The following is a 13,643-nucleotide window of genomic DNA, read 5'->3' as shown; positions in this document are numbered from 1 at the left end:
TATTATAAAAATTAGTAATTACCCAACTGTAGAATTTTCAACCTGAAGTGTTCTTTTTAAATAATACTTCTTAATTGAATTTAATGGTCTTGACAGGTGATATTCTAGTTATCACATAAGACGGTACTAAAAGCATTATAGCACAGAGCAAGAAAGTTCCTAAATTAAGAAGAACGATATAATACCAATCTAAATATACCGGTGCCTGACTCACATAATAAGTTTCTGGATTGAGAGTAATTATTCCAAAATATTTTTGAATCATCAATAACCCAATACCTATAACATTACCCCAGAATAAACCTATACCCACAAGATAGAGCGCATTATACATAAATATTTTACGTATGCTCCAGTTACTTGCACCTAAAGCTTTAAGAATACCTACCATTGGGGTGCGCTCTAATATTAACACAAGCAGAGCTACAATCATATTAATGCCAGCAACAATAATCATAACCACAATTATAAGCGCGATATTAAAGTCAAATAAAGACAACCACTCAAAAATTGAATAGTATTTATTTGTAATAGTCATCGAATTCAAAAAGGAACCTGTATTCTCAAAAACAGCATTTCCTATTTCATCAAGACGATCAAAATCGGAAACAAATACTTCAAAAGCACCTACTTGATCATCGTTCCATTTATTCAATTTTTGTACATGTCGAATATCTGCAAACAAGAAAGTCTCATCAAATTCCTGAAACCCGCTATCATAAATACCTACAATATCAAACCGTCTGTTCAAAAATCCTCCATCATCTTTTAAAAAGAAAACAATGACTTTATCTCCATTTTTAAAACCTAAACGATTGGCCTGGTAATTACTAACAAGTATTTCAGTATTAAGTGAATTAGAATAATCTGGAATTCTACCTTCAATAAGAAATTCCTGCATATAACTCCATTTGTAATCAGCACCTACACCTTTTACGATAATACCTTCAAAGTCTGAAGGGGTGCGTATAACTCCAGCTTTTGTGGCTGTAGCTTGTATATGACTTACCTCAGGAACTGAAGTAAATTTCGGATAAAATGATTGCTCTAACGGGATTGGGTTTAAGGTAATATCACTGTTGTTCCCATCAAACTGTGAGATTATAATATCTCCATTAAAAGCAGAGACTTTTTCTCTAATTTTTTGCTGTAGCCCTACACCTGTCGCAATGGTAATCATCATCATTACCATCCCCAAAATAATAGCTATAATGGCAATTTTAATAATAGGTGTTGAAGCAGTACTTTTATACTTCTTTGCGCCAATTATGCGTTTAGCTGTAAAATATTCAAAATTCAATCCTATGGCGTTTCGTTCGCTCAAAAGTACCTTTTTTTTAGTTTTTGTAATTGCAATTTCCTGCGGAAACGGTAAACAGACAAAAACTGATGATTTAAAAGCAGGTTCTAACTCCGCTTCATTACCTCAAGAGCCAAATTCCGAAGATCTTGAAAACCCACACCTTATCTTAGGGGCAAACCGCACTGAAACTTATCTACCCTTACTTTCGGGAAAAAGAATTGCTATAGTAGGTAACCCGAGTTCGTTAATTTTAAAAGACTCAAAAAAGCCAGAACGCTACACACATCTGGTTGATTCGCTGTTGAGCCTTAATCAAAATGTGGTTAAAGTATTTTCACCAGAGCACGGCTTTAGAGGCAATGCCGATGCAGGCGAAGCGGTTAAAAACGGTAAAGACCCTAAGACCGGACTTGATGTAATCTCCTTATACGGAAACAATAAAAAGCCAAAACCCGCACAATTAGAAGGTATTGATATAATCATATTTGACATTCAGGACGTTGGTGTACGCTTTTACACCTATATAGCAACTCTACATTATGTATTAGAAGCTGCCGCAGACTCTAACATTCCGGTACTTGTTTTTGACAGACCTAATCCTAATGGAAGTTATGTTGATGGCCCTGTAATGGAAAAAGAACACACCAGTTTTTTAGGAATGCACGCCGGCGTACCGTTGGTTCATGGTATGACAATAGGTGAGTATGCAAAAATGATGGCTACTGAAGGTTGGCTTAACACTTCAAAAAAAATAAATCTACAGGTGATTCCTATGGAAAACTACGAGCATACAATGCCCTATTCGCTACCTGTACGACCATCACCTAATTTACCAAACGATCAAGCGGTACTATTATATCCCAGTTTAGGACTTTGTGAAGGCACTGCTCTCAATGCCGGTCGTGGCACCGAAATGCAATTTCAGGTTATTGGTTCACCATTCTTGCCTTCTAACCTGTATAAATTAACCTATACACCACAACCTAATTTTGGCTCTAAAAATCCTAAGTTTAATGGTGTTACCTGCAACGGATTAGATTTACGATCAATAGAAAACCCTAGAGAAGTAAATCTTCGATTTATTATAGATGCTTATACTAGTTATTCACAAAAAGACACGTTCTTCGATACAAAGAATTTCACTGCACACGCTGGTACCGCTAAACTTCAAAAACAAATTCAAGAAGGAGTTTCTTTTGAAGATATACAATTAGGATGGCAAGAAGATCTGGAGAAGTTTAAGCAAATACGCCAGAAATATCTACTTTACAAATAAATTCTTGCACGATAACCCTGATTAAATCAATAGTATTTTAACTATAATATTTTCTAAATTAATTACGAAAACGATATATATTTCTGTAATTTTAATATCTTACGCGCTAATATGCTATGGCCTAGTATATGAGCTAATTTATTTTAAGCAGACCAGAAATGAAATCTTTATTACTTTTTTCTTGTTTTTTACTGTTTTCAGCTAACTTTTATGGGCAACGTCTTTACGGCACTATCTCTGACGCAGAAACAGATCAACCCATTGCGGGAGTAAATGTTTTTATAAAATCTTTAAAAAAAGGTGTTACTTCAAAAAACAATGGCGTCTTCTATTTTGAACAAGCAGATGGCTTAAAAAAAGAGGATACTATTCTTTTTAATATGGTAGGTTACAAAACACGCACGCTTACTCTAGAGGAATATGAATCTCAAAATAATAAAATCAAACTTTCAGAAGAGCAATTTAATAGTTCAAAATTATTAAAATCTTCAGGTAGAATTATATCAATAGGATCTACAAATAAAAACAGTGAGTAGAATATAGAAAATAGTTCAATTATAAATTCAATACGCCTTAATCAGGGCGTATTTTTTTTTGCGGTAATTATAAATGAATTTATTAAAGATTAGCTTATTCATCTAACTAAGCAAATGTTTAAGAATGCTCATTTTATTACTTTAATAATGTAGTGAATAAACCACATAATCATTGAAAAATCACATAGAATAGACTTCAGTGTTACTAAATCGTAACTAGTAAATTATTTTATTAAAAATAGTTGCATTATTTTTAAGACATAACTAACATCTATTTTAATGAAAAAAACCTTTTATCTACCGGTTTTAGGTCTTATGTTGAGCACAAGCCTATTTGCTCAAGACCAGAAAGAAACCGTTAAAAACATTGTAAGTGAGGCAACTACAAACTCACAACTTAAAAATCTAGCTCACGAATTACTCGACGTGGTAGGGCCACGATTAGTAGGGTCTCCAGAAATGAAAAATGCGCACGACTGGGCCGTTCAAAAATATGCAGACTGGGGCATTCCTGCCGAGAATGAACAGTGGGGTGTTTGGAGAGGCTGGGATCGCGGAATTACTCATATAGATATGGTAAGCCCGCGTAGTGTAAGCTTAGAAGGGATGCAACTTGCTTGGAGTCCTTCTACTTCATCTAAAGGAATTGAAGCTGAAGTGGTAATTCTACCTGAGGCAAAAGACTCCCTTAGTTTTCAAAAAACTTTAAATTCGGTTAAAGGCAAATTTGTCTTAATCTCAATGCCACAACCTACCGGAAGACCTGATGACAATTGGGAAAAATGGGCTACGCCAGAATCATTCGAAAAAATGAAAATGGAAAGAGAAGCACAAAATGATGCTTGGAATGCACGCATTAAAACAACGGGATATTCTTCACGAGAATTACCTAAAATTCTTGAAAAAGCTGGTGCTGCAGGAATCGTAACGAGCAACTGGTCTAGAGGTTTTGGTGTAAACAAAATCTTTTCGGCATATACAGAGAAAATACCAATGGTAGATATCGCTCTTGAAGATTACGGACTTCTATACCGTCTTGCTGAATATGGTGATAAACCGGTAATTAAAGTAATGGCACAATCAAAAGATGTAGGTGAAGTACCTACCTTTAATACAATTGCTCAAATTAAAGGATCTGAAAAACCAGAAGAATATGTAATTCTTTCTGCGCATTTTGACTCTTGGGATGGAGCTCAGGGAGCAACAGACAATGGTACTGGTACCATAGTTATGATGGAAGCAATGCGTATTCTTAAAAAAGTATATCCTAATCCTAAACGAACAATTTTAGTAGGTCACTGGGGAAGTGAAGAGCAAGGTCTTAATGGGTCACGCTCATTTGTTAAGGATCATCCAGAAATTGTAGCAGGTGTTCAAGCAGTGTTTAATCAAGATAATGGAACCGGTCGTGTGGCAACCATTTCAGGGAATGGCTTTTTAAATGCTTACGATTATGTAGGTAGCTGGTTAGCTGCTGTTCCTGATGAGGTAGCAAGTATTGAAACTAATTTCCCGGGTATTCCTGGAGGTGGTGGATCTGACTATGCTTCTTTTGTTGCAGCTGGTGCTCCGGCATTTAACCTAAGTTCATTAAGTTGGGATTATTGGAATTATACGTGGCATACTAACCGCGATACTTATGACAAAATTGTTTGGGATGATGTGCAGAACAATGCCATTCTTACTGCAGTTTTAGCTTATATGGCTAGTGAAGATGAAGATAAAACTTCACGTGATAAGATTGTCTTACCTATAAGTAAGCGTACAGGTGAGCAAATGACTTGGCCTGAAGCTCGCGATAGCATGAGACGTGGCGGACTTGATGATTAATAATAAATCACATCAATTAAGATTTTAATGAAAAGAGCCTTGAGATTATTCTCAAGGCTCTTTTTAAATATTGCTAGTTGCAGTCCTCTCACCTACACGTTTTGATTTTTTAAAGATTCTTAATTTCCATAACTTCTGTCTCACTTACAGTAAGCAAGCCAGGTTTTACTAGCCTTCCTATCATCTCGCGCCAGTTTTCATTCTGTTCAAAAATTGCTTTAAAAATAGGTTTAGCCTTCTCAAGCTGTCCATCATTTGCCATGGCCACTGCCTTCCAAAATTTCATTTCTAAGTTATCTGGAAACAACTCTTCTGCAGTACCGTATTGTTTTAATGCTTCGGGCATATCACCTGCTTCGACAGCAAGATCACCTTTATTCATATATTCATAAGCACGGGCTACTTTTAATAAACGATCGAGTTCTTCTATAGGATTCTCATGATCATCAACGCGTAAGTTAATTCGGTATTCTTCCCACGGATTTTCAACTAGATCAGGACCTACAACAATTAGTGCCGCACTTTGTTTTCCGCGGATATCTCCACCAGCTTGCTCTGCCGCCTTTAAAACTGCTACCATGCGTTCAGCCAGTGGCATTCCTTTATTGTCGCTAAATGCCTTTTCCATTGCAGGTACCGTTTGATCTGTAAGCATCATATTTGCCTGTACCGAAAAATTATCACCGGTAATTTGATCTGCATAAATCACACATTTTGCTCCAGTGTAAGCTGATGCGTTTCCGTTTACATCAAGAAATGCTACCTGACGGTAATCCTTGCCATCATCTGCAGCTATAAGGTTTTGCAAAGCTTCCTCGGCAGACAGGCCTTCTTCCATTAATTGTAAGCCCTTAGGTCCGTAGGCAGGATTTACAAAAGATTGAGTGGCTACTACCCCAACACCACTTTTTCCCCAGGAGACCAGCGACCCTACACTAAACCAATGACTTTGAACCGCCACCGCCATTTCTCCTGTAGCAGCATCTCGTGCTACAATTGAAAAAGTATGAGCAAAAGCACTTTTTTCTGCCGGAATATTTTGGCTATGACTGAGCATTGTGATTAAACCAGTAAGAATTGCAATTACAACTTTCATAATATCTATTTTAATTTAATACGGTCCTTCATTTTCTCAACAATATTATACGCTGCTGGACATACAGGAATATTCTTTAAGGTAATATTGGTGATTTGCTGAAATTTTTTACGGTTGGTATGCGGGAATTCGGCACAAGCTTTGGGGCGCACATCGTAAATCATACAGTAGTTATCTGCTCCTAAAAAAGTACAAGGCAAATTTTGTAGAACATAATCATTGTCTTCATCAATGCGCAAATAAGTATCTATAAACTGCGCATCTTTTATTCTAAAATGTTTAGCGATGCGAGTCACATCTCTATCGGTAAACAACGGTCCCGTAGTCTTACAACAGTTTGCACACTTTAAACAATCTGTTTCAGCAAACTCCTCCTCGTGCAATTCTTGCATTTTATAATCAAGATCTTTTGGTGGTTTGCGCTTCAGCTTTTTAAAATAGGCAGCATTTTCTTTATGCTTATCTTTGGCAAGATTGGGCAACTGCTCAATAAATTCATCCATAAGACAAAAATAAGTAAATAAATCGCCTCTAATTTATGCTGAAAAAAGATTCTGATCATCCTGATATTTTTGGTTCTGCTTTGCTCGATTACCATTCCAATAATTATACTGAAGATATTACTGTTATCTCCTCCCTTACCGAAGATGATGAAATACCGGTCCCTTATCTTTTTAGAGCCTATGCAGAAATGCCCGAAATAGAGCAGACGGCTTTAAATCTTACAGTAGGTAAAACGCTAGATATAGGAGCGTGTGCCGGTAGCCACAGCTTATATTTACAAGAGCAAGGTATTGATGTGTTGGCTCTTGATCAATCTAAAGGAGCAATAGAAGTGTGCTCAAAACGAGGTGTACATAAAACTAGTGTTACAGATATTTTAGATTATAAGGAAGGTTCTTATGATACGTTATTATTAATGATGAATGGCACCGGTATATTTCAGAGATTAGAATATACTCAGAGCTATTTAAAACATCTTAAGGAACTACTTAATGATAATGGACAAATACTCGTAGACTCTTCTGATATATCATTTATGTATGAAGAAGAAGATGGCAGTTATTGGCGTGATGCAAGTAAAGATTACTACGGAGAAGTAACTTTTCAAATCAAATATAAAAATCAAATATCTGAAGCATTTGACTGGTTATATCTTGACTTCGATAGTCTTGAGAAGGAGTCACTGCAAGTAGGTCTCAAATGTGAGAAAATCTTAGAAGGATCGCATTATGAATATTTAGCGCGTCTTACAAAACTTTAAACCTCGCTACTGCGTAGATTATATACGTTAACAATGCTAAATCTATCCTAAACCCTGCCATACAGGCTTGTTTAAATAAGCTTTAAATTATTTTTAGCATTTTCCAAAACAGACTAATGAAATTAAATTCGATTACCCCCTACCTTACCTTAATTGCAACCCTATTTATACTTTCTTGTTCATCAGACAGTAGCACTCCAGTAGTAGATCAACCTAATAATAAAAATCTAGGATCATCGGCCCGGGACTTTTTGAGTGCCGAAGAATATACGGGATTGAGTGTAGAGATCGCATATGTTGAAGGCTTTAAGCCATCGACTACAACTCTTAATAACCTAAGAACATTCTTTAATGAACGCCTTAATAAGCCAGACGGTATTACATTCAAAGAAACTATTGTGCCGGCTACTACTTCAGGAAGCCTAAATCGTGAAGAATACGTCAAAATTGAAAATGATAACAGAACCTTGTTTAATACAGGAGACGAGCTTGCAGTATGGATCTTTTTTGCAGATCAAAATTCTGAAAGTGATGAAGGCAACACGCGTATTTTAGGAACCGCATATCTAAATACATCTTGTATCATATATGAAAAAACCCTTCAGGAATTTAGTGGTCGCATTGGCGGAGCAAATTTAACGCTACTAGAAAGTATAACCACCCAGCACGAATTTGGTCATTTGTTTGGTTTAGTAAACCTAGGAACTGAAATGGTACGACCACACGAAGATCAGCAGCCAGATTCAAGTAATAATGAGATTATAAAAGATAATAAGCACTGTAATCAAGAAGACTGCTTAATGTACTTTCAGACGGTAGGAGACGCTTTAGGTGGAAGAATGACAACCCTACCTGCATTTGATGAATTTTGCCTGGAAGATTTACGCGCTAATGGCGGTAAGTAAATAATAATTTAGAATATAAAAAAAGACCGTTTTAGAAAACTAAAACGGTCTTTTTAATTTATTTATAATTGCTTATTAGTCTAAAACAAGACTTGTTGTTGCAATTACCTTACCTCCATCAAATACGTTGATCTTGTATAATCCTTTTGGAAAATCGCTTCCTTTTGGTGCGATATTTTCACAGATGTCAAGCGCTGTATTTTCATAATAGAACTTAGAAATTGTACTGTAAGTAATGCTAGTAGCATCATCAATCTTTACAGTTTTATTGTCTCCTAAAATGTTATTTTGAGGATCTAAAACCTGTACATATAATTGCTTGTCACCAGCTTCAGCAATTCTGTTTTGAGGTACAGTATAACAAGCTCTAATACGATCTACACGACGCGCATTGTCATTCTCTACAAGTTTACCGCTATTTCTAACAATTACACCTGTTCCTACAAGCTTGTTTGCTGCAAGAGAAGAGCCTAAAGCTACTTTTTCTGCAAGTGCATCTTTTGCTAACGCAAGACTGTCACGCTTCATTTGAGACACTTCTAGCTCATAAGACGTACTATCTACACGCATCGCTAATACACGGTTCATTCCTTTTAAACTATCATTTTGAGCAAATAAATAGTCGCGCTCTTTCTTAAGTTTATAAACCTCATCGCGGTATTTACGCAATACAGAAACGTTAGCTTCCATTTTTTGAACTGAATCGATTAACGTTTGTATACGATCTCTAGCTTGATTAAGCTCTGTATCTTTTAGGTTGTTTTCTTCGATAACAGCATCATACTTAGTCACCATTTGCTTAAGGTCATTAAGTACTAGTTCTTTCTCTTCAGTTAATTCTGCCTTCGTATTTTTTTCCTGATTATACAGTTTAATTGCAAAAGCACCGGCAATGATAAGAAGCACGGCTAGAATACCCGTTACTATCTTTATACCATTGTTTTTATTCTCGTTTTCCATAAATTCTAAATTTGATTAGTTTAAGCTTTTCTACTTAATTAATTGTTAACGCGTTTCAAGATTCAAAAGTGTGTAAAAGTTTTAAAAACAGAAACTATAATTTACTGTTTTTTAACGATAACATCAGAATTGTTCCCTAAAAAAGCGAGCAAACTTACAAAAAAGACAAATACGTTTGTTTAATATTATAAAAATGAATTAAGTAATATTTTTCATATTCCTATCTTTGTTTTATGAAAGAAGAACACAAACGCGCTAGCATTCTTTTTGGCGCATTAGCTGTAATAGCAATAATTGTATGGTTTTTTAATGCCAGCTTTGGCAAAGGACTTTTACTAGGTTTAGGGCTCGCTGCTTTGATCTATATTTTACGCAGTTTCTTACCAAAACGCCAATAATTAGAGTATTTCTAAAAGCTCTTTTGCACTAGAAAGCGCCTTAAATTTTGAGTGATTAATTGCTTCATCTACCTGCTCGTGAGACCAAGTAGTGTGAAATGGAATATGAAAAGCATATCCTCCCATAGCAAGCACCGGTATAACATCTGACTTTAATGAATTACCTATCATTAAAAATTCGTTAGGCTTAATATCTAAATGCTTTACTAGTTTTTTGTATTGCGTTTCCTTTTTATCAGAAACTATTTCTACGTGATGAAAATAATCAATTAGACCGCTCTTTATTAATTTTCGTTCTTGATCTAGGAGGTCTCCTTTTGTGGCAACCACTAATTTATATTTCTTTGACAGCTGCTCTAAGACACGTTCGATATGAGGTAAAAGGTCCACAGGCTCAGCCAGCATCTGCTTTCCTTTCTCTAAAATAAACTCTGTAATTTCAGAATTCATTTTATCTCCCATAAGACGATGGGCAGTTTCAAGCATAGATAATGTAAATCCTTTTATGCCGTATCCGTAAGTATCCAGATTTTTAATTTCGGTATCTAATAAAATACGTACGATATCTTCTTCATCACCATACGCAGATAACTCCTTTGCAAAAGCTATTTCTGCATCTCTAAAAAATGTCTCATTAACCCAGAGCGTATCATCTGCATCAAATGCTATAACCTTAATCTCGTTTAAATTCAATGTATATTATTTAGAATTAGTTGCAAAAGTACTATTTACATAGCGGAGGCAGGCAACTTATTAAGTGTTCTACTTATCATCAGAAATATTCTCACTATCTTCAAAATAAAAATTGAAACTTAAAATATGTTTGGACTATTCAAGAAGAAAACCGAAAAAGAGAAATTACAGGAAGCGTATAAAAAGCTCATGAAAGAAGCTTACGATTTATCTACCAGTAACCGTTCTGCCAGTGACAACAAATACGCTGAAGCAGATGTTGTTATGAAGAAGATTGAAAATTTAGAATAAAAAAAAGGCAATTCTACATAAGTAGAAATGCCTTTTTCATAATATAACAGAACGTTTATTTTTTCTTCTTTTTCATTTTATTAAGCCAGATAAGCGTACCAGTCACGGGTAAACTTGTAGCAATAAGACACGTGATGAAATAAATTATTTTTGAAAAATAACCATAAATTTCACCTGTATGTAGTGGTTTAATCAACGATGCTATTTGCATACCTAATGGCTTATCACTAAACTTTTCTACATCTAAAACAGCACCCGCCTTAGATAAATACACAACATCATAGGTTACTGGTGAAAAGTTAGCCGTATTGTATTTTCTCACACTATAGTACGGAGAACGACCTCCCGGTAAACTTACAGAAACCTCCCCTGCATAGTCAAGCTCAGTGTTAACAGTGGATAATACTTCTGGTAATGTAGCCACTTTTTCATCAGACATATCTACCTGATATTCTGGAGAAGATCTATTAAAAATTTCAGCACCTATAACTTTACTTAATCCTTCTCTATATCCCTCAAACGACCAGCACAATCCGGTAATACCCATAATCACAACAAAGATTAATGAATAGAACCCTAACGTGTTATGCAAATCGTGATTAACCCGTTTCCAGTTAGCTTTAGTTTTTATTTTAAAACCAGATTTTACATTTTTCCATTTTACCTTCTTCGGAAACCAGAGCACTAGTCCTGTAACCGCTAGAATAAGAAAAATGATTGTCGCTACACCTACAATAGGTCTTCCTATTGCACTGTCGAGCAATAACCAGCGGTGCATCTTAAAAAAGAAAAAACAAAAGGCATCTGCCGGGTTTGCTTCAGGAACTAAAGTTTCGGCAGTATATGGATTAACCATAAGATTTGTTCCACGTCTTTCTTTAGGATTTTCCTTAATTGAAAATATATAGGGTTCATCAGCACTTGCAGGAATATTTATACTCGTTAGAACCCCCTTATTTGCTGCTGTAACTTTTTCAGTTAAAGAAGTAATACTTAATTTTTCGCCTTTAGGTTCAACAACTAACTCACTTGCAAATGCATCTTTAATCTCATGTTCAAAAGCTAAAATTGTACCGCTTAAGCATACTAAAAATAAAATAATACCACTTGCAAGTCCTAGCCATAAGTGAACATCATTTAAAAATTTTCTAAAAGTGTATTTCTTTTTTTTCTTCATGTTGTGAAATCAGCTATAAGTAACCTTAATCTAATGAGTGATATTATTTATCGAATTAAGCGCAAATATAAAAATCAAAATGACTTTGAACTATTTAGACTTAATAAAAATAAAATATTTTCTTGTTATCACATTCACGCTCTTCAGAATTGAGCTCATAAAAAAGCCCCAGCATACTAAAACATATACTGGGGCTTACAATTGGGTTAGCTCAACTTAGCGAACTAGCTTTTTATATTTAATACGCTTTGGCATTAAATCTCCACCAAGACGTTTTTTCTTGTTTTCTTCATAATCTGAGAACCCTCCTTCAAAGAAATAAACTTGACTATCTCCTTCAAAAGCCAGAATATGCGTACAGATACGGTCTAAGAACCAACGGTCGTGAGAAATAACAACAGCACATCCTGCAAAATTTTCAAGACCTTCCTCAAGAGCTCTTAATGTATTAACATCAAGATCGTTTGTAGGCTCATCGAGAAGAAGTACGTTACCTTCTTCTTTTAAAGTCATAGCAAGGTGCAAGCGGTTACGCTCCCCTCCAGATAATGTTGAAACTTTTTTGTTTTGTTCACTTCCACTAAAGTTAAAACGACTTAAGTACGCTCTCGAGTTTACTTCTTTGCCGCCCATTAGCACAAGTTCCTGTTCATCAGAGAAGTTTTGCCATATAGTTTTATCGGGATCAATATTACTATGACTTTGATCTACGTAAGCAATTTTTGCTGTGTCTCCTACTTCAAAGGCGCCCTTATCTGCTTCTAATTCACCCATAATCATCTTGAAAATGGTTGTTTTACCTGCACCGTTAGGTCCTATAATTCCCACAATACCAGCTTGAGGAAGATTAAAATTCAAATCTTCGTACAGCAATTTATCTCCAAAGGCTTTGCTCACCCCTATAGCCTCAATTACATTTGTACCCAGACGAGGGCCGTTAGGAATATAAATTTCTAATTTTTCATCTACCTGCTTTTGATCTTGGCTCATCATCTTATCATAGTTCTGAAGACGTGCCTTTTGCTTAGTTTGACGACCCTTAGCACCCTGACGTACCCACTCGAGTTCGCGCTCTAAGGTTTTTTGACGTTTTGAAGCTGTCTTACTTTCCTGAGCCATACGTTTTGACTTCTGGTCTAACCAAGAAGAGTAATTACCTTTCCACGGGATACCTTCCCCACGGTCTAATTCAAGAATCCATCCTGCCACATTATCTAAGAAATAACGGTCGTGAGTTACCGCGATTACAGTTCCTTTGTATTGTGCAAGGTGATGCTCTAACCAATGTACAGATTCTGCATCCAAGTGGTTTGTAGGTTCATCCAGTAATAATACATCAGGTTCTTGCAATAATAAACGGCACAAGGCTACACGTCTCTTTTCACCACCAGACAATACTCCAACCTTTTGATCTGCTGGTGGAGTGCGTAATGCATCCATTGCAACCTCTAGTTTATTATCTAATTCCCAAGCCCCACGTGCATCGATCTCATCTTGTAACACAGCTTGTCTAGCCATTAATTTATCCATTTTATCAGGATCAGAGTAAACCTCTTCTAGACCAAATGAATCATTAATCTTATTGTATTCTTCAAGTATAGCCACCGTTTCTGCTGCACCTTCTTTTACAATTTCTAGTACAGTTTTTTCAGGGTCTAATTTAGGCTCCTGTTCTAAATATCCTACCGTAAACTCTTTATCTGATGTTACATCTCCTTGAAAATTTGTATCTAAACCGGCAATGATTTTCATCAAAGTAGATTTACCAGATCCGTTAAGACCTAGAATACCAATTTTTGCTCCGTAGAAAAAACTTAAATATATTTTCTTTAATACCGGGGTATTTGCTCCGGGATAGGTTTTACTCACACCGGTCATCGAAAAGATGATCTTTTTATCGTCGCTCATATGCGT

At 35.8% G+C, this 13,643-nt stretch carries 14 protein-coding genes; 7 read left to right on the top strand and 7 right to left on the bottom strand.

The window, feature by feature from the left end; translation table 11 throughout:
* Positions 1-70: 70 nt before the first annotated feature.
* On the bottom strand, positions 71-1,300 hold the full coding sequence (locus ABVM53_RS10260; RefSeq protein ID WP_405330860.1) for an ABC transporter permease: 1,230 nt from the start codon (positions 1,298-1,300) through the stop codon (positions 71-73).
* 4 nt (positions 1,301-1,304) lie between these two features.
* On the opposite strand from ABVM53_RS10260, the gene ABVM53_RS10255 reads away from it, so the two are divergent.
* The 3 genes from ABVM53_RS10255 (at position 1,305) to ABVM53_RS10245 (ending at position 4,945) form a co-directional block, all read left to right on the top strand.
* Positions 1,305-2,579, top strand: a complete 1,275-nt coding sequence (locus tag ABVM53_RS10255) for an exo-beta-N-acetylmuramidase NamZ domain-containing protein (RefSeq protein WP_405325781.1) — start codon at positions 1,305-1,307, stop codon at positions 2,577-2,579.
* A gap of 158 nt (positions 2,580-2,737) precedes the next feature.
* Entirely contained in the window at positions 2,738-3,115 is a 378-nt protein-coding gene (locus ABVM53_RS10250) for a carboxypeptidase-like regulatory domain-containing protein (protein ID WP_371454869.1), read from the top strand.
* A 279-nt stretch (positions 3,116-3,394) separates the two neighbouring features.
* Positions 3,395-4,945 carry a M20/M25/M40 family metallo-hydrolase gene (locus ABVM53_RS10245; protein WP_405325779.1) on the top strand — a complete coding sequence of 517 codons (1,551 nt, stop codon included), beginning with the start codon at positions 3,395-3,397 and terminating at the stop codon, positions 4,943-4,945.
* Between the two features lie 109 nt (positions 4,946-5,054).
* On the opposite strand, the gene ABVM53_RS10240 is transcribed toward ABVM53_RS10245, so the two are convergent.
* Together ABVM53_RS10240 and ABVM53_RS10235 are read right to left on the bottom strand one after the other, a co-directional pair.
* The gene (locus ABVM53_RS10240; RefSeq protein ID WP_371454871.1) at positions 5,055-6,041 is read right to left on the bottom strand and encodes a DUF1028 domain-containing protein; all 987 of its coding nucleotides are present in this window, start codon (positions 6,039-6,041) and stop codon (positions 5,055-5,057) included.
* A 5-nt stretch (positions 6,042-6,046) separates the two neighbouring features.
* Positions 6,047-6,544, bottom strand: a complete 498-nt coding sequence (locus tag ABVM53_RS10235; protein WP_405325776.1) for a YkgJ family cysteine cluster protein — start codon at positions 6,542-6,544, stop codon at positions 6,047-6,049.
* Positions 6,545-6,579: 35 nt separating this feature from the next.
* Here ABVM53_RS10235 and ABVM53_RS10230 point away from each other — a divergent pair, with 35 nt between their 5' ends.
* The gene (locus ABVM53_RS10230) at positions 6,580-7,305 is read left to right on the top strand and encodes a class I SAM-dependent methyltransferase (RefSeq protein ID WP_405325774.1); all 726 of its coding nucleotides are present in this window, start codon (positions 6,580-6,582) and stop codon (positions 7,303-7,305) included.
* Between the two features lie 116 nt (positions 7,306-7,421).
* Positions 7,422-8,210 carry a membrane metalloprotease gene (locus tag ABVM53_RS10225; protein WP_371454874.1) on the top strand — a complete coding sequence of 263 codons (789 nt, stop codon included), beginning with the start codon at positions 7,422-7,424 and terminating at the stop codon, positions 8,208-8,210.
* Between the two features lie 75 nt (positions 8,211-8,285).
* On the opposite strand, the gene ABVM53_RS10220 is transcribed toward ABVM53_RS10225, so the two are convergent.
* Positions 8,286-9,170, bottom strand: a complete 885-nt coding sequence (locus ABVM53_RS10220) for a hypothetical protein (protein WP_128756678.1) — start codon at positions 9,168-9,170, stop codon at positions 8,286-8,288.
* A gap of 233 nt (positions 9,171-9,403) precedes the next feature.
* Here ABVM53_RS10220 and ABVM53_RS10215 point away from each other — a divergent pair, with 233 nt between their 5' ends.
* Positions 9,404-9,568 (top strand): hypothetical protein, encoded by a 165-nt coding sequence (locus ABVM53_RS10215; protein ID WP_164916292.1) that lies wholly within the window; start codon positions 9,404-9,406, stop codon positions 9,566-9,568.
* Here the strand turns inward: ABVM53_RS10215 and ABVM53_RS10210 are convergent, their stop codons facing one another.
* Complete coding sequence (locus ABVM53_RS10210; protein WP_405325771.1) at positions 9,569-10,261, bottom strand: HAD family hydrolase; 693 nt, start codon at positions 10,259-10,261, stop codon at positions 9,569-9,571.
* 126 nt (positions 10,262-10,387) lie between these two features.
* Here ABVM53_RS10210 and ABVM53_RS10205 point away from each other — a divergent pair, with 126 nt between their 5' ends.
* Complete coding sequence (locus ABVM53_RS10205; protein ID WP_405325769.1) at positions 10,388-10,552, top strand: Lacal_2735 family protein; 165 nt, start codon at positions 10,388-10,390, stop codon at positions 10,550-10,552.
* A 55-nt stretch (positions 10,553-10,607) separates the two neighbouring features.
* On the opposite strand, the gene ABVM53_RS10200 is transcribed toward ABVM53_RS10205, so the two are convergent.
* Both ABVM53_RS10200 and ettA read right to left on the bottom strand, forming a co-directional pair.
* Positions 10,608-11,729, bottom strand: a complete 1,122-nt coding sequence (locus ABVM53_RS10200; RefSeq protein ID WP_405325767.1) for a PepSY-associated TM helix domain-containing protein — start codon at positions 11,727-11,729, stop codon at positions 10,608-10,610.
* Between the two features lie 216 nt (positions 11,730-11,945).
* Positions 11,946-13,637: an energy-dependent translational throttle protein EttA gene (gene ettA, locus ABVM53_RS10195; RefSeq protein WP_405325765.1), complete on the bottom strand. Its 1,692-nt coding sequence runs from the start codon at positions 13,635-13,637 to the stop codon at positions 11,946-11,948.
* Between the last annotated feature and the right edge of the window lie 6 nt (positions 13,638-13,643).

This window comes from Leeuwenhoekiella sp. LLG6367-2.1, from assembly GCF_045055775.1.
In the GTDB taxonomy this organism is placed as follows: domain Bacteria; phylum Bacteroidota; class Bacteroidia; order Flavobacteriales; family Flavobacteriaceae; genus Leeuwenhoekiella; species Leeuwenhoekiella aequorea.
This window is presented reverse-complemented; position numbering and strand designations above follow the sequence as displayed.